Source organism: Streptomyces chromofuscus, from assembly GCF_015160875.1.
In the GTDB taxonomy this organism is placed as follows: Bacteria; Actinomycetota; Actinomycetes; order Streptomycetales; family Streptomycetaceae; genus Streptomyces; species Streptomyces chromofuscus.
Genome location: NZ_CP063374.1, coordinates 4778818 through 4794278, shown reverse-complemented (window position 1 = coordinate 4794278; position 15461 = coordinate 4778818). Strand labels below are relative to the sequence as shown.

The window sequence follows — 15461 nt, the reverse complement described above, 5'->3', positions numbered from 1 at the left end:
AGGTCAGGACGCGGTGATCGCCTTGCCGATCGCGAAGCCCTTGGCCGGACCTTCGGGGATCACCGCGTCCGTGCCGTAGGGAACGCGGTGCTCGTCGGTGTACTTGGCCTTCTTCGGGTCGGGGGAGGTCAGAACGACAACGGCTCCGTCGTCATCGAAGTCGTCGACGATCACGTACAGGGGGATGCCCGCCCGGGCGTATTCACGGCGCTTGCGGACCCTGTCGCGCTGGAGGTTGCGGTGTCCGGGTGAAGTGACCTCGACGACCATCTCGACGCCGGCGGCGTCCACGCCGAGGCCTTCCTCATCGGGGATCTCGTCGAGGTCGAGGGGGGCTACGAAGAGGTGGGGGATCCAGGACTTGTGGCGGTGGATGACGTTGCCGTCATGGTGCGCTGCGTAACCGCTGCTCGCGAGATGCGCGTCCAGCGCCCTACGGAGTCGGCCAATCAGCACGGTATGACGACGGCGACCGGTAGGCGACACCTCGATGGCCCCCTCGATGATCTCGGCGCGGTAGCCCTCGGGGAGATCCATGGCCTTCCACGCCTGCCACAGGACCTCGTCCAGATCGGACACCGGCTGGTCTGCCACCACCGGAGCCACCTCTTCTGCGAGAGCGGTCATCGTGAAGCACCTCCTCCTAACAAGTGTGGGCGCGGGCGCCATTACGGCACAAGCGACACCGCGACGCTACGAGAGCGCGGCTCCTGACGGTCCGTAACCGGTGACGATCAACCGAATGAGTGATCGTGCCCCGATCGGGTCAGCCACATTCCCGTGCCCGAGCCTCCAGCAGTTCCCGCTCGCGTTCGTTGCGGGCCAGGAACGCCGCGCGTGTGATTCCGCGCGGGCCTCCGTCGGGCGGCCGAGGCGGGCGAGCAGGTCGCCGCGGACGCTCGGCAGCCGGTGGTAGTCGCGCAGGGCGGGTACGGCGGACAGGGCGTCGACGACGTCCAGGGCCGCAGCCGGGCCTTCGGCCATGGCGAGTGGCCACCGCGCGGTTGAGTTCGACGACCGGGGACGGGGCGCGGGCCGCGAGCAGGCCGTGCAGCCTCGCGATGCTCGCCCAGTCGGTCTTCTCGTACGTGTACGCGCGGGCGTGGCAGGCGGCGGTGGCGCCCTCGTCATGCACGCGGACACCCTGATCGGTGGGGGTCAGCCCGGCGGTGTCGAGCAGCACGCCGGCCTTGGTCATCTCCTCGATCAGCTCGCCCATCCGCTGCATGAGCTCGGGGCTGGGGCCCTCGGCGGGGGCGTTCTTCTCGTCGATCCGCACGAGTGACAGGTAGCGGGGCATGGTGGCTCCCTCGGTAGTGGGTGGTCGGTGCCTTTCACCCATGCGTCGAACGGCGCCCGCCCGGATCGACACCTCCGCCGAGAATTCCTGGAAAACTTTCCTGGCGCCGTCCTGTCGCCTGCGGCCCTACCGCAGCCGCTCCCACAACGCGCCCGCCTCCGGCTCGTCGGCGACCACCCGGTTGGGGTCCGAGGGCGCCGTGACCACCGGCATCGTGACCGTCTCCACGGCGTCCGCCGGCAGGTCGCGCAGGCTCTCCCCGAGCCCCACCAGCTCCGTCAGCGAGTCGAGGCCGGTGTCGGTCGTCAGACTCCCGGTCACCGCGTCCGCGACCTCGTACAGGCGGGTCGGGTCCGACAGCAGGCTGGTCGACGCGATCCGCTCCAGGATCGCCTTCACCAGCTGTTGCTGGAGGCCTATGCGCCCCAGGTCGCTGCCGTCCCCGATGCCGTGCCGGGTACGGGCGAGGCCCAGCGCCTGTTCGCCGTCGAGGTGATGGGTGCCGGCCGGCAGGGTCAGGTGGCTGTCCTCGTCGTCGATGTCCTCCTCGGTGGTGACGGTGACCCCGCCGAGGGCGTCCACCAGCCGGGCGAATCCGGCGAAGTCGATCTCGACGTAGTGGTCCATGCGGACGCCGGTCATCGACTCGACCGTCTTCACCGCGCACACCGGACCGCCCACCGAGTAGGCGCTGTTGAACATCACTCCCTGGGCCTCGGCCGACCGGCCTTCCGACTCCAGCGGGCAGGAAGGCCGGGTGACCAGGGTGTCGCGCGGGATGCTGACCACGGTGGCCGCGGTGCGCCCGGCGTCGAGGTGCACCACCATGGCCGTGTCGGACCGGGCGCCGGTGCTCTCGCCGCCGCCGAGGGCCTGGTTCTCGGCGCCGCTGCGCGAGTCCGAGCCCAGCACCAGGATGTTCAGCGCCTCGCTGGGCGGCGCCGAGGCGGTGGCGGAGGGCGTCGGCTTGGCCGGGCGGTCGTCGCCGAGGGCGCTGTTGATGTCGACGCTGTGGATGTTGTCGTCCAGCTGCCAGTAGATCCAGCCCGCCCCGGCGCCGCCCAGCGCCAGCACGGCGGCGAGGGCGAGGCCGGCGGCCCGCAGCCCGCCCGGCCGCCGGCCCTGCCCTCTTCGGCCCTCGTCCTCGTCCCCGTCGTGCTCCGTTATGTGTCCCGTCACAGACAGGAACATAAGTCCGAATTATTTCGGGCGGGGACTGCGAAGCCCGCTTTCTTGGGAAAATCTCAGACTTCTCAGCCCAGCGTCACCGTGAGTAGTGGATTGCCGCCGCTCCAGGAGCCGTTGAAGCCGAACATCACCGAACCGCCGTCCGGGACCGTCCCGTTGTACGACGCGTGGGACCAGCTGACCGTTGCACCGGTCTGCGCGCGGTGGGCGAGCCGGTCCTGGGTGACGCGCCGGACCGCGCCGTACGTCCAGTGCGCAGAGATCATGTGCGGGTGCCTCCGAAAGTTTCGGTGTGCATCCCTCAGCTTCCGGCCACCCTCGGCGCGGCAGTACTGCTGCGCACCACCAGGCTCGTGGCCAGCTCGACCCGCGTCGCGGCGGCGGCCTCGTCCCCGCGCCCCAGCTCCAGCACCAGCCGGGCCGCCGCCTCCGCCATCTCCGTCAGCGGCTGCCGCACGGTCGTCAGCGGCGGCCCCACCCAGCGCGCCACCGGCAGGTCGTCGAACCCGACCACGCTCACGTCCTCCGGCACCCGCAGCCCCAGCTCGCGCGCCGCCTCGTACAGCCCGAGCGCCTGGAGGTCGTTGCCGGCGAAGACGGCGGTCGGCCGGTCCGGGCGGCGCAGCAGCTGCAGGCCGAGCCGGTAGCCGGCGTCGTGGTGGAAGTCGCCGGCCGCGATGAGCGAGGGGTCGACCGGCAGCCCGGCGGTCTCCAGCGCCGCCCGGTAGCCGTCCACCCGGGCCCGGCTGCACAGCATCCGCGACGGCCCGGTGATCGCGCCGATACGGGTGTGCCCCAGCTCGACCAGGTGCCGGGTGGCGGCGAGGCCGCCCTGCCAGTTGGTGGCGCCGATGGAGGGCACGTCGGTGCCCGGGTCGCCCGCCGGGTCCATCACCACGAACGGCACGGAGCGGCTGGTCAGCAACGCCCGCTGAGCCTGGTCCAGCTCGCTCAGCACCAGGATCACGCCGTGCGGGCGGCGGGCGGCGACCTGGTCGGCCCAGGTCCGCCCGGGCGTCAGCCGCCCCGCGCTCTCGGAGAGCACGACGCTCAGCCCGGCCTCCCGGGCCACGTTCTCCACACCCCGGATGACCTCCAGCGCCCAGGCGCTCTCCATCTCGTGGAAGACCAGGTCGATCAGGGGCGAGCGGGTCGCCTCGGCGCGGCGCCGCCGGTAGCCGTGGGTGCGCAGCAGTTCCTCGACGCGGGTGCGGGTGGCCGGGGAGACGTCGGCCCGTCCGTTCAGCACCTTCGAAACAGTCGGCGCGGAGACCCCGGCCTCGCGGGCGATCTCGGCGAGGGTCGCGGTCTGCGCGGACCGCCGTGTCGTCTGGGTTTGAGCGCGTTCCCGGGGAGTCATGGCGGCGATCGTATCTCTGCGCAACCCCTTGACGGACCCCCTCCGGCGTCCTACCTTCCCGGAACATTCGAAGTTTGGACCGAAACATTCGGTGCACGAGCCACCGGATCCACCGAAACATTCCGCGCAGGAAAAGTCGCGAGAGGATGCGTGCTGTCATGGGGTCTGGGTCCCTGGGGTCCACCACGTCGCCCGACGGCGGGCGTACGTTCAGCAGGCGCTGGGTGCTCGGCGCCGGTGCCGCCACCGCGCTCACCACGGGCCTGACGGCCTGCGGTTCCGGCGGTGACTCCGGCGGCGCGGGCGGCGCGCTCACCGCCCTGGTGTACGGCGACGACGCCGCGAAGGTGCAGCAGGCGGCCGTCGAGCGGTTCAACGCCTCCAAGGCGGCGAAGAGCACGGGCGCCACCGTCAGGCTGGAGAAGGTCCCGGGCTCCGAGTACCCGGCCAAGCTGCGCACGGCGATGGGCTCGCCCAACGCCCCGGACGTCTTCTTCAACTGGGGCGGCGGCTCCATCAAGGCCTACCAGGAGGCCGGGCAACTGGTCGACCTGACCGACGTCATCGAGGGCGACCCGGTCCTCAAGGACGGCTTCCTGCCCTCGGTGCTGGACGCGGGCGCCCTCGGCGGACGCCGGTACGGCATACCGATGCGCGGCATGCAGCCGGTGATCCTCTTCTACAACAAGTCGGTCTTCACCGAGCACAAGCTCCAGCCGCCCACCACCTGGGACCAGCTCCTCGACACCAACGCCAAGCTGAAGAAGGCCGGCATCACCCCCTTCGCACTGGGCGGCGCGGACATCTGGCCGGAGCTGATGTGGCTGGAGTACCTGGTCGACCGCATCGGCGGCCCCGAGGTGTTCGCCCGGATCCAGAACGGCGACTCCGCCGGCTGGGGCGACCCGGCCGTCCTCAAGGCGGCCGAGACGGTCCGCGACCTCGTGGACGACGGCGCCTTCGGCAAGGGCTTCAACTCCGTGTCGTACGTCAACGGCGGCGCCCCGGCGGTCTTCGCGCAGGGCAAGGCGGCCATGCACCTGATGGGGTCCTGGGAGTACTCCACGCAGCTCGGCAAGTTCCCGGACTTCGCCAAGAAGCACCTCGGGTGGGCGGCGTTCCCCGAGTTCGACAGCGGCACCGGGGACGTGCGCAACGTCGTCGGCAACCCCACCAACTACTGGTCGGTCAACGCCCGCACCCGCAACAAGGACGCCGCGATCGCCTTCCTCAAGGACTGCGCCTCGCAGGCGTACGCCAAGGACCTGGTCGCCAACGGGGACATCCCGACCACTTCCCACGCGGCCGAGCTGCTGAGCTCGGCGCCCAACCCCGAGTTCGCGGCGTTCCAGTACGAGATGGTCGAGCGGGCGCCCGCCTTCACGCTGAGCTGGGACCAGGCGGTGGACCCGAGCGTCCAGACGCCGATGCTCACCGAGATCAACAAGCTGTTCGTCGGCCAGTCGACGCCGAGCCGGTTCGTGTCCGCGCTGAAGGAGCTGAAGTGAGCGCTCCCGGCGCGGCCCCCCGCACCGGCCGCCCGCACGCCGTCTGGGCCCTGCCCGGCGTCCTGTTCTTCGCGTTCTTCGCGGTGGCGCCGATGGTGCTGGCCTTCCTGCTGTCCTTCACCGAGTGGAACGGCCTCGGCGACCCGAGGCCGGTGGGACTGGCCAACTGGCGCCGGCTCCTGGACGACCCCCGCCTGACCCAGTCCCTGTGGCTGACGGTCCTGCTGACCGTGGTCAGCTGGGCGTTCCAGACCGTCGTGGCACTGCTGCTGGGCGTCTGGGCGGCGGGCCGGCAGCGCAACCGGGCGATCCTGTCGGCGGTCTTCTTCGTGCCGTTCCTGCTCTCCTCGACGGCGATCGCCCTGCTCTTCTACGCGCTGCTCGACCCGAACTTCGGCATCGTGCAGAAGGACACCCTGGGCTCCTCCAACGGCGCGTTCCTCGCGATCGTCTTCGTCGGCGGCTGGCAGTTCATCCCGTTCCACACGCTGATCTACCAGGGCGGCGCCCGCCAGATCCCGCCCGTGCTCTACCAGGCGGCCGCGATCGACGGCGCCGGCCGCTACCGGCAGTTCGTCTCCGTGACCCTGCCGCAGCTGCGCCACACCATCACCACGTCCAGCGTCCTGATGGTGGTCGGCTCGCTGACCTACTTCGAGACGGTCCTGATCCTCACCCAGGGCGGCCCCGGCACGGACACCGCGATCCTGCCGTACCTGATGTACGAGGCGGGCTTCAAGAGCTACGACTTCGGCTACGCCAGCGCCATCGCCTCCTTCCTGGTGGCGGCGGCGACCGCGCTGTCGCTCCTGCTGGTCCGGCTGTCCGGCTTCGGCGCCATGCGCAGCGTCCGGGAAGGAATGTGACGCCATGGCGCACGACACGCTGCCGCACCCCGTGAAGACCCCCCGTCGCGACCGGCCGCCCGCCCCGGCGCCGCGCCACCGCCAATTTTGGCCACGGCGCGTCAACCCGCTGGCCGGGCTCGGCTCGGTGCTGTGGCTGGCGGTCGTGATCGTCCCGATCTACGCGATGATCTCGGCCTCCCTCACCCGCCAGGACGAGGCGCTGGGGCGCAACGCCCTCCAGCCGCCCACCCGTCCCACCCTCGACAACTACAACACCGTTCTGAACAGCGGCTTCGGTCACTTCCTGGCCAACACGGCGATCGTCGCGGCGGCGGTCGTGGGCATCGTCCTGGTCCTGTGCACACCGCTCGCCTACGTCGCGGTGCGCACCCGCACCCGCTGGTCCGGCGCCGCCTTCCGGCTGTTCCTGCTGGGCGTGGCGATTCCGGCGCAGGCGGTCGTGGTCCCGCTCTACCTGATGATCGCCAAGCTGAACCTCTACGACAGCCTGCTCGCCGTCATCCTGCCGACGGCCGCCTTCGCGATGCCGGTGTCGGTCCTCGTGCTCACCGGCACCCTGCGCGACATCTCGGAGGAGCTGTACGAGGCGATGGCCCTGGACGGCGCCTCCCCGCTGCGGATGCTGTTCCAGCTGACGATCCCGCTGGCCAAGGGCGGCATCAGCACGGTCGTGATCTACGCCGCGCTGCAGGCCTGGAACGGCTTCCTCTTCCCGCTGATCTTCACCCAGTCCGACGGGCCGCGTGTCCTCACCCTCGGCCTGTTCAACTACGTCAGCCAGTTCGGCGTGAACATCCCCGCCCTGCTCGCCTCGGTCGTCCTGTCGGGCATCCCGATCTTCGCCGTCTACCTGGTGGCGCGGCGGGCGCTGGTGGGCGGCCTGATGGGCGTCGGCGGCAAGTAGCGCTCTCCGTACGCGTTCAACGACAGGAGTTTCATGACCACCGCCCCTTGGCGTGACCCCGGCCTTCCCGCGGACGTCCGTGTCGCGGACCTGCTCTCCCGGATGACCCTCGAAGAGAAGACCGCCCAGCTGTACGGCGTCTGGGTCGGCGCCACCGCCGACGGGGACGGAGTGGCCCCCCACCAGCACGACATGACCGCCGACTACGACTTCGACGACCTGATCGCCCACGGCCTCGGCCAGCTCACCCGCCCCTTCGGCACCGCCCCCGTCGACCCGGAGGTCGGCGCCCGCTCCCTGGCCGGCGCCCAGCGCCGGATCGCCGCGTCCGGCCGCTTCGGCATCCCGGCGATCGCCCACGAGGAGTGCCTCGCGGGTTTCACGGCGTGGCGCGCGACGGCCTACCCGGTCCCGCTCGCCTGGGGCGCCACCTTCGACCCCGCGCTGGTCGAGGAGATGGCCCGGCGGATCGGCGCCGACCTGCGCTCGGTCGGTGTCCACCAGGGCCTGGCGCCCGTGCTGGACGTGGTCCGCGACCTGCGGTGGGGACGGGTCGAGGAGACGATCGGCGAGGACCCGTACCTGGTGGGCACGATCGGCGCGGCGTACGTACGGGGCCTGGAGTCGGCCGGGATCGTGGCCACGCTGAAGCACTTCGCCGGGTACGCGTCCTCGGCCGGCGCCCGCAACCTGGCGCCCGTGCGCGCCGGGGTCCGCGAGTTCGCGGACGTCACCCTCCCGCCGTTCGAACTGGCGCTGCGCGAGGGCGGTGCGCGCTCGGTGATGGCGGCGTACACGGAGACGGACGGGGTCCCGGCGTCGGCGGACCCGGCGCTGCTGACGGAGCTCCTGCGCGAAGAGTGGGGTTTCACCGGCACGGTCGTCTCGGACTACTTCGGCATCGGCTTCCTGCAGAGCCTGCACCGCGTGGCCGGCACCCCCGCCGAGGCGGCGCACGCCGCGCTGGCGGCCGGGATCGACGTCGAGCTGCCGACGCTGAAGTGCTACGGCCGGCCCCTGGTCGAGGCCGTCGGGGCGGGCGAGGTGCCGGAGTCGCTGGTGGACCGGGCGGCGCGCAGGGTCCTGCTGCAGAAATGCGAACTGGGCCTGCTGGACGAGGACTGGCAGCCGGAGCCGACGAAGCAGCACATCGACCTGGACTCGGCGGCGAACCGCGCCCTGGCCCGCCGTCTGGCGCAGGAGTCGGTGGTCCTGCTGGACAACCCGGACGGCGTCCTGCCGCTCGCCCCCGACACCCGCATCGCCGTGGTCGGCCCCCGCGCGGCCGATCCGCTGGCCATGCTCGGCTGCTACTCCTTCCCCTCCCACGTCCTCCCCCTGCACCCCAAGACCCCCACCGGCATCGAGATCCCCCCGCTGCTCCAGGCCCTGCGCACGGAACTCCCGGACGCGAAGGTGACGTTCGCGGAGGGCTGCGGCGTCTCGGACCCCGACCCGTCCGGCATCGAGGAGGCGGTGGCGCGGGCGGCGGAGGCGGACGTGTGCGTGGCGGTCCTGGGCGACCAAGCGGGCCTGTTCGGCCGCGGCACGTCGGGCGAGGGCTGTGACGCGACCGACCTCCGGCTGCCCGGCATCCAGGCCGACCTGCTGGACGCCCTGGTCGCGACGGGCGTCCCCGTCGTCCTGGTCCTGCTCACCGGCCGCCCCTACGCGCTGGGCCGCTGGCAGGGCCGCCTGGGAGCGGTGGTCCAGGCCTTCTTCCCCGGCGAGGAGGGCGGCCCGGCGGTGGCGGGCGTCCTCTCCGGCCGCGTCAACCCCTCGGGCCACCTCCCGGTGAGCGTGCCGCGCGACCCCGGCGGCCAGCCGTGGACGTACCTCCAACCGCCCCTGGGCCTGGCGGGCGAGGTCAGCAACCTGGACCCGACACCGCTGTACCCCTTCGGCCACGGCCGCTCGTACACGACGTTCGAATGGACCGACGCCGAAGGCGACCCGGAGACGACGCTCGAGACGGACGGTACGTACGCCCTCTCCGTCACCGTCCACAACACGGGCGACCGCGCGGGCGCGGAGGTGGTCCAGCTCTACCTCCACGACCCGGTGGCCTCGGTGACCCGCCCGGACGTCCGGCTGGTCGGCTACGAGCGGGTGGAGCTGGAGCCCGGGGAATCACGCCGGATCACCTTCCACTTCCCCACGGACCTGTCGGCGTTCACCGACGCACGAGGCCGCAGGGTCGTCGAACCGGGAGCTCTGGAGCTGCGGCTCGCGGCCTCGACCACGGACGTCCGCCACGTGACCCGCCTGACCTTGACGGGCCCGGTACGGGAAGTGGGCCCCGAACGTCACCTGCGCTGCGAGACGACGGCGACAGAGGTGTCCCCGGCCACCGGGACCTGACGCGACGACGGCCTCACGGGCCGTCGGGCGGTTCCGCCTCGAGCGACTCGGCCCCCACCGACTCGAACCGCCACCGATGCACCGCCCGGGTCACCAACTCCCCGGACGGTTCGGGCAGTTCGGGGAGTTCGGCGTCGTACGTCGCGTCCCACCAGGTGATCACGAGGACCCGGTCCTGCGGTGCCCGGAAGGTCTCCCGGCGCAGTGGACCGGGGTCCAGCCGCTGGTCGCGGGCCCAGGCCAGCAGCTCCTCCGCCCGCCCGGGCACCGCCCGTGCCTCCCACATCAGCGCGACCGTCACGAGTACAGGTTCTCCTCGCCGACCTCGTGCACATGGTCGTGGGAGTGCCCGGGCACGTGCGGGTCCGTCACCGGCAGTGACGAGTCCGCCGACAGGTCCCAGCCGGACGCCGGCCGGTTCCGCGCCACCATCTCCGCGCCCAGCGCCGCGACCATCGCCCCGTTGTCGGTGCACAGCTTGGGCCGGGGCACCCGCAGCCGGATGCCGGCCGCCTCGCAGCGCTCCTCGGCGAGGGCGCGCAGCCGGGAGTTCGCCGCGACACCGCCGCCGATCATCAGATGGTCGACGCCCTCGTCCTTGCAGGCCCGCACGGCCTTGCGGGTGAGGACGTCCACGACCGCCTCCTGGAAGGACGCCGCCACGTCCCGCACCGGCACCTCCTCCCCGGCCGCCCGCCTGGCCTCGATCCAGCGGGCCACGGCCGTCTTCAGACCGGAGAAGGAGAAGTCGTACGCGGGGTCCCGCGGCCCGGTCAGGCCGCGCGGGAAGCTGATCGCCTCCGGGTCGCCCTCGCGCGCGTACCGGTCGATGACCGGACCGCCGGGAAAGCCCAGGTTCAGCACGCGGGCGATCTTGTCGAAGGCCTCGCCGGCCGCGTCGTCGATGGTGGCGCCGAGGGGCCGTACGTCGCTGGTGATGTCGGAGGAGAGAAGCAGCGACGAGTGCCCGCCGGACACCAGCAGCGCCATCGTCGGCTCGGGCAGCGCCCCGTGCTCCAGCTGGTCGACGCAGATGTGCGAGGCGAGGTGGTTGACGCCGTACAGCGGCTTGCCGAGCGCGTACGCGTACGCCTTCGCCGCCGACACGCCCACCAGCAGCGCGCCCGCCAGTCCGGGACCGGCCGTCACCGCGATGCCGTCGAGGTCCCGCGCACTGACCCCGGCGTCCTTCAGCGCCCGGTCGATGGTGGGGATCATCGCCTCCAGGTGCGCACGGGACGCGACCTCCGGCACCACCCCGCCGAAGCGGGCGTGCTCGTCGACGCTGGACGCGACGGCGTCCGCCAGCAGGGTGGTGCCGCGGACGACGCCGACGCCGGTCTCGTCGCAGGAGGTCTCGATCCCCAGGACCAGGGGTTCGTCAGCCATGTCGGATCTCGGTTCCTTGTACAGAGGTTGCTGGGTCGGTCAGGCGCATCACCAGGGCGTCCACGTTGCCGGGCTGGTAGTAGCCGCGCCGGACACCGATGGCCTCGAAGCCGAAGCGCTCGTAGAGCTTCTGGGCGCGGACGTTGTCGACGCGGCACTCGAGCATCACCTCGGCGCACTCGAACGCGGTCGCCGCCCGGAGCAGTTCGGTCAGCAGCCGCCCGCCGAGGCCGGTGCCCCAGTGGGCGCGGGCGACGGCGATCGTCTGGACGTCGGCGATGTCACCGGCGGCGGCGATCCCGGCGTACCCGGCGATCCGGTCGCCGCCCTGGGCGACGACGTACCGCCGGGTCGCGCCGGGGCCGCGCGCATGGGCGAGCTCGGACCAGAACATGCCCCGCGACCAGGCGTCGTCCGGGAACAGCTCCCGTTCCAGCTCCAGCACGGGATCGATGTCCCACCAGCGCATCTCCCGCAGCACGGGCGTCACGGGCTCGGTCACTTCGGGGTGACCACCTTGTAGTTCTTGGGCACCTGGGCGTCCGGGCGGCGCAGGTACAACGGCCGGGCGGGCGGCAGTTCCTCGCCCTTGTCCAGCCGCTCGGCGGCCAGCCGGGCGAGCGCGGCGGCGGACACGTGCTCGGGCTCGTGCGCGACCGGGAAGGTGTCCGGGTAGAGCAAGGCGCCCGCGCCGACCGCGGGCAGCCCCGCGACCTGCTCGGCGATGTCGGCGGGCCGGTCGACGGCCGGGTCGGTGACGCGGGTACGGGAGTCGTCGTACCGCGCCCAGTAGACCTCCTTGCGCCGGGCGTCGGTCGCGACGACGAAGGGGCCCTCCATGTCGGCCGCGTAGGCGAGACCGTCCAGCGTGCACACACCGTGCACGGGCACACCGAGGGCGAGGCCGAAGGTGTCGGCGGTCATCAGCCCGACGCGCAGCCCGGTGTACGGACCCGGGCCGATCCCTACGACGATCCCGGTGACGGCGTCGAGCCTCAGCCCTGCCTGGGTCAGGACGCGGTCGACGGCCGGGAGCAGCAGCTCACCGTGCCGGCGGGCGTCCACCTGGCTCGACGAGGCGATGATGTCCGTGCCGTCGTGCAGGGCGACGGTCACGGCGGGGGTGGCGGTATCCAGAGCGAGCAAGAGCACGCAAACAGCGTACGGCTCCTCGCGGCTCGGGCACTGCCGACCGGGTCCATCGCTTCCGTGCTGCTACCGTCACCTACCGTCACCACATGCCACGACTTACGACGCGGAGGAGGGCGCCGTGGCCAGCACCAGCGCCGCCATCGTGACCGGGCTGACGGCGGCCGCCCTCACGGCGGTCGGGTTCCTCGCCTACCAGGCGGGGGCGACAGTCCCGGCCGAGCTGAGCGCGTCGCCGCACCGCGCCGGGGCGACGCCCGTCGTGACCGCGTCCAAGGCGCCCCGCGACAAGCGCCACCCCACCGCCCTGCCCGGCGGCTCCGGCACCGGCGAGCGGGTCGTGTACTCGCTCGACGACGACCGGGTGTGGCTGGTCGGCGCGCGGAACCGGGTCCAGCGCACGTTCAAGGTGATGCCCAGCGCGGTCGACCCGGCGCCGGGCACCTACGCGGTGACGTCGCGTACGGGCGTGACCACCGGGTCCGACGGCACCCCCGTCGAGCACGTCGTCCGCTTCGCCAGCGTGGACGGCGTGGTCATCGGCTTCAGCGCGGCGGTGGACGGCTCGGCGGCGCCGCCCGACCCGGCGGTGCGGACGGGGGGCATCCGGGAGACGCGGGAGGACGGGGACGCGATGTGGATGTTCGCGACGATCGGGCAGAAGGTCGTCGTCATCCGATAGCAGCCGCCGTACGGCGCTTCACGCGGCCTCGCGGTGGTCCACGCGCGGCTCGGGGGCCGACGGCTCGGGCGCGGGCGGCGGCGTGCAGATCGCGTGCGCGGCGGCGCAGGACGCCAGCAGATCGCGCATGGACACCCCGGCGGGCGCGGCGGGCCGCGGCTGCGGCGTGCGGTCCGTGGTCGACATGGACGCCTCCTGGAGGCCGGGGGCGGAGCCGGCCGGGTGCAACTTAGGTACACCTAACCAGCGGCTGGATACCATGTGACCACGTCCGAGTCGCCACGCGCAACATGTTGCCGACGCCTTGTCGGAACCTGCAGGAAGACGACGGTCCCGTTCGTCCGGGTGCACCCCTGCCGAAGGCCGACGGCCCGGCTGCTGCGCGCCCCGCGGCCCGGCCGGCCGCCCACGCCGAGAGAACGCTCCTGCCCGGGGGTGCACGGGCCTTGCACAGCCGAGCCCCGCGACCCAGGTACGGCCGAGGCAAGACCGCAATCCCCCGCACAGGTGACCGGCCGACGCCGACTCGCTTTCGCCGCGTACGCGAGCCGACGCCGACTCACTCTCCCCGCGCATACGACCGGCCGACGCCGGCCTGCTCTCCCGCACCCAGCCGAGCCCCGTACGACGCGCCGCGCATACGACCGGCCGACGCCGGCCTGCTCTCCCGCGCCCAGCCGAGCCCCGTACGACGCACCGCCCACCCACTCGCCCGCGTCAGGCGGCCCGCCGCCGTCGTCGGCCCACGCCCCCGCACCCAGCCGAGCCCCGTACGACGCACCGCCCACCCACTCGCCCGCGTCAGGCGGCCCGCCGCCGTCGTCGGCCCACGCCCCCGCACCAGGTGACCCGCCGACACCGGCCCACCCACTCGCCCGCGTCAGGCGGACCGCCGACGCCGCCTCAGGCGGACAGCCAGCCCAGGTCCACCGCGGTCCAGCGCTCGCCGACGCCCGTCAGCGTCACGTGTCGCACCTCGTCCGTCGTGTCCCCCACGGCCCGGTGGATCGTGACGTGCAGCCGGTCCTCGGTCAGCTCCTCGACCCTGCCCTCGCCCCACTCCACGACGACCACGGACTCGGGCAGCGAGACGTCGAGGTCGAGGTCCTCCATCTCGTCCAGCCCGCCGCCCAGGCGGTACGCGTCGACGTGGACGAGCGGCGGCCCGTCGCCGAGGGACGGATGCACGCGGGCGATCACGAACGTCGGCGAGGTGACCGCCCCGCGCACGCCGAGCCCTTCGCCGAGCCCTCGGGCCAGCGTGGTCTTGCCCGCGCCGAGCTCCCCGCTGAGCATGACCAGGTCGCCGGCGCGCAGCAGTTTGGCGAGCCGACGGCCGAGGTCGCGCATCTGCTCGGTCGAGTGGACGATCAGCTCGGTCTCAGCCGGGTTGTGCGGTGCCGCTGGTGCTTCCATAGCCACCCACGGTAGCCCCTGCCGGCACGGCACCCGCGCGGGTGAGCAGGTCGGCGAGCCGGTCGGTGACCACTTCCGGGTGTTCCAGCATCACCAGGTGACCGGCGTCGGGCACGAGGACCAGTTCCGCGTCCGGCAGCAGATCGGCGATGGCCTCGCTGTGCTCGCTCGGCGTGACCAGGTCCTTGAGCCCGGCCAGCACCAGCACCGGCAGGCCCGCGAAGTGGGCGAGCGCCTCGGTCTTGTCGTGGTCGGTGAACGCCGGGTAGAACTCGGCGACCACGTCGATCGGCGTGCCTTCGATCATCCGCTCGGCGAACCGGGCGACGGCCGGGTCGACGTCCCGCGAGGCGAACGAGTACCGCTTGATGATCCCGGCGAACAGATCGGCGACCGCCCGCCGCCCCTTCTCCACCAGCTCCGCCTGCTGCCCCAGCGCCCGCAGCACCCCGGGCAGCACCCGCCGCACCGCGTTGACGCCCGCGACCGGCAGCCCGAAGTTGACCTCGCCGAGGTTCCCCGACGACGTACCGACGAGCGCGACCGCGACCACCCGCTCCCGGATCAGCTCGGGACACCGGTCGGCCAGCGCCATCATCGTCATGCCGCCCATGGAGTGCCCGACCAGCACGATCGGCCCCTCGGGCACGGACGCGTCGATCACGGCCTTCAGGTCCTGGCCGAGCTGGTCGATGGTGACGGGCGCCCCGTCCCGGACCTGGGCCGCGCCCCGCCCGGACCGGCCGTGGCTGCGCTGGTCCCAGTGCACGGTCCGTACGACACCGCGCAGCGCCGCCCGCTGGAAGTGCCAGGAGTCCTGGCTGAGGCAGTAGCCGTGGCTGAAGACGACCGTCACGGGAGCGGGCGCCTTGCGGCCGAACAGCCGGCGCCGCCGCGGCGACACGCCCTCCTCGACCTCGACCTCGTCGACCTCGTAGTACAGCTCGGTGCCGTCGTCGGCGTAGGCCCGGCCGGGCGTGCCGCGCAGCGCGCCGTAGGGCCCCGTAGAGTCGAGGGCGAGCCGGGCCTTCCTGCGCATGCCCCGGCCGACGGTCATCCGTTCTATCGCGACGCCGGCGGCGGCGCCGGCGGCGATCACCCCTATCGCGGCGCCGGCGATACCGGTCACCCTGCGCCAGTTTCCGGCCACCCCCGTGGCGGAAGCGACGGCCGCGGCGGCGTCGACGACGCCCTCCGCACTGCTCTCGCTCACGTACCGCTCCTCTTCGCCGGATCGTTGTCGTTCGTCGGTGGGTTTGGACGCCTGCCGCGTCCGGGACCTGCTGGGAACTCCTGCCGGGTCGGCCGGTGCCGGGCGGCCCTGTGCGACCGCCC

Annotated in this window: 15 protein-coding genes and 2 pseudogenes; 5 read left to right on the top strand and 12 right to left on the bottom strand. The window is 72.6% G+C overall.

Features of this window, described 5'->3' with window-relative positions; translation table 11 throughout:
• Positions 1-3: 3 nt before the first annotated feature.
• The 5 genes and pseudogenes from IPT68_RS21775 to IPT68_RS21750 all read right to left on the bottom strand — a co-directional run bounded on the left by IPT68_RS21775 (position 4) and on the right by IPT68_RS21750 (position 3848).
• Positions 4-627 carry a Uma2 family endonuclease gene (locus IPT68_RS21775; protein ID WP_189700535.1) on the bottom strand — a complete coding sequence of 208 codons (624 nt, stop codon included), beginning with the start codon at positions 625-627 and terminating at the stop codon, positions 4-6.
• 139 nt (positions 628-766) lie between these two features.
• Positions 767-1126 (bottom strand): annotated as a pseudogene (locus tag IPT68_RS21770) (RNA polymerase subunit sigma-24); the annotation flags it as partial.
• A 300-nt stretch (positions 1127-1426) separates the two neighbouring features.
• Positions 1427-2491 carry an LCP family protein gene (locus IPT68_RS21760; RefSeq protein WP_189700536.1) on the bottom strand — a complete coding sequence of 355 codons (1065 nt, stop codon included), beginning with the start codon at positions 2489-2491 and terminating at the stop codon, positions 1427-1429.
• Between the two features lie 62 nt (positions 2492-2553).
• Positions 2554-2745 (bottom strand): annotated as a pseudogene (locus IPT68_RS21755) (cellulose binding domain-containing protein); the annotation flags it as partial.
• A 44-nt stretch (positions 2746-2789) separates the two neighbouring features.
• A complete protein-coding gene (locus tag IPT68_RS21750) occupies positions 2790-3848 on the bottom strand; it encodes a LacI family DNA-binding transcriptional regulator (protein ID WP_189700538.1) in 1059 nt (352 codons plus the stop codon).
• Positions 3849-4006: 158 nt separating this feature from the next.
• Between IPT68_RS21750 and IPT68_RS21745 the strand changes: the two genes are divergently transcribed.
• From IPT68_RS21745 to IPT68_RS21730, 4 genes are read left to right on the top strand one after another with little or no spacing between them, the layout of a single operon-like run.
• A complete protein-coding gene (locus IPT68_RS21745) occupies positions 4007-5356 on the top strand; it encodes an ABC transporter substrate-binding protein (RefSeq protein ID WP_189700539.1) in 1350 nt (449 codons plus the stop codon).
• On the top strand, positions 5353-6222 hold the full coding sequence (locus IPT68_RS21740) for a carbohydrate ABC transporter permease (RefSeq protein ID WP_189700540.1): 870 nt from the start codon (positions 5353-5355) through the stop codon (positions 6220-6222). The genes IPT68_RS21745 and IPT68_RS21740 overlap by 4 nt, the downstream gene beginning before the upstream one ends.
• A gap of 4 nt (positions 6223-6226) precedes the next feature.
• A complete protein-coding gene (locus IPT68_RS21735; RefSeq protein ID WP_189700541.1) occupies positions 6227-7129 on the top strand; it encodes a carbohydrate ABC transporter permease in 903 nt (300 codons plus the stop codon).
• A 33-nt stretch (positions 7130-7162) separates the two neighbouring features.
• The gene (locus tag IPT68_RS21730; RefSeq protein ID WP_189700542.1) at positions 7163-9490 is read left to right on the top strand and encodes a beta-xylosidase/alpha-l-arabinosidase; all 2328 of its coding nucleotides are present in this window, start codon (positions 7163-7165) and stop codon (positions 9488-9490) included.
• A gap of 13 nt (positions 9491-9503) precedes the next feature.
• Here IPT68_RS21730 and IPT68_RS21725 read toward each other — a convergent pair whose 3' ends face one another.
• From IPT68_RS21725 to tsaB, 4 genes are read right to left on the bottom strand one after another with little or no spacing between them, the layout of a single operon-like run.
• Positions 9504-9791 carry a hypothetical protein gene (locus IPT68_RS21725; RefSeq protein ID WP_189700543.1) on the bottom strand — a complete coding sequence of 96 codons (288 nt, stop codon included), beginning with the start codon at positions 9789-9791 and terminating at the stop codon, positions 9504-9506.
• Positions 9788-10879, bottom strand: coding sequence for a tRNA (adenosine(37)-N6)-threonylcarbamoyltransferase complex transferase subunit TsaD (gene tsaD, locus IPT68_RS21720; RefSeq protein WP_189700544.1), 1092 nt, complete (start codon positions 10877-10879; stop codon positions 9788-9790). The genes IPT68_RS21725 and tsaD overlap by 4 nt, the downstream gene beginning before the upstream one ends.
• Entirely contained in the window at positions 10872-11381 is a 510-nt protein-coding gene (rimI, locus tag IPT68_RS21715) for a ribosomal protein S18-alanine N-acetyltransferase (RefSeq protein ID WP_228039798.1), read from the bottom strand. The genes tsaD and rimI overlap by 8 nt, the downstream gene beginning before the upstream one ends.
• Positions 11378-12031: a tRNA (adenosine(37)-N6)-threonylcarbamoyltransferase complex dimerization subunit type 1 TsaB gene (gene tsaB, locus IPT68_RS21710; RefSeq protein WP_189700545.1), complete on the bottom strand. Its 654-nt coding sequence runs from the start codon at positions 12029-12031 to the stop codon at positions 11378-11380. Before tsaB ends, rimI begins: the two co-directional genes overlap by 4 nt.
• Before the next feature lie 118 nt (positions 12032-12149).
• On the opposite strand from tsaB, the gene IPT68_RS21705 reads away from it, so the two are divergent.
• A complete protein-coding gene (locus tag IPT68_RS21705) occupies positions 12150-12710 on the top strand; it encodes a hypothetical protein (protein ID WP_189700546.1) in 561 nt (186 codons plus the stop codon).
• An 18-nt stretch (positions 12711-12728) separates the two neighbouring features.
• Here the strand turns inward: IPT68_RS21705 and IPT68_RS21700 are convergent, their stop codons facing one another.
• The 3 genes from IPT68_RS21700 to IPT68_RS21690 all read right to left on the bottom strand — a co-directional run bounded on the left by IPT68_RS21700 (position 12729) and on the right by IPT68_RS21690 (position 15339).
• Positions 12729-12896, bottom strand: a complete 168-nt coding sequence (locus IPT68_RS21700; RefSeq protein WP_189700547.1) for a hypothetical protein — start codon at positions 12894-12896, stop codon at positions 12729-12731.
• A gap of 717 nt (positions 12897-13613) precedes the next feature.
• Positions 13614-14126 carry a tRNA (adenosine(37)-N6)-threonylcarbamoyltransferase complex ATPase subunit type 1 TsaE gene (tsaE, locus tag IPT68_RS21695; protein ID WP_189700548.1) on the bottom strand — a complete coding sequence of 171 codons (513 nt, stop codon included), beginning with the start codon at positions 14124-14126 and terminating at the stop codon, positions 13614-13616.
• On the bottom strand, positions 14092-15339 hold the full coding sequence (locus tag IPT68_RS21690) for an alpha/beta fold hydrolase (protein WP_189700549.1): 1248 nt from the start codon (positions 15337-15339) through the stop codon (positions 14092-14094). The genes tsaE and IPT68_RS21690 overlap by 35 nt, the downstream gene beginning before the upstream one ends.
• Positions 15340-15461: the final 122 nt, after the last annotated feature.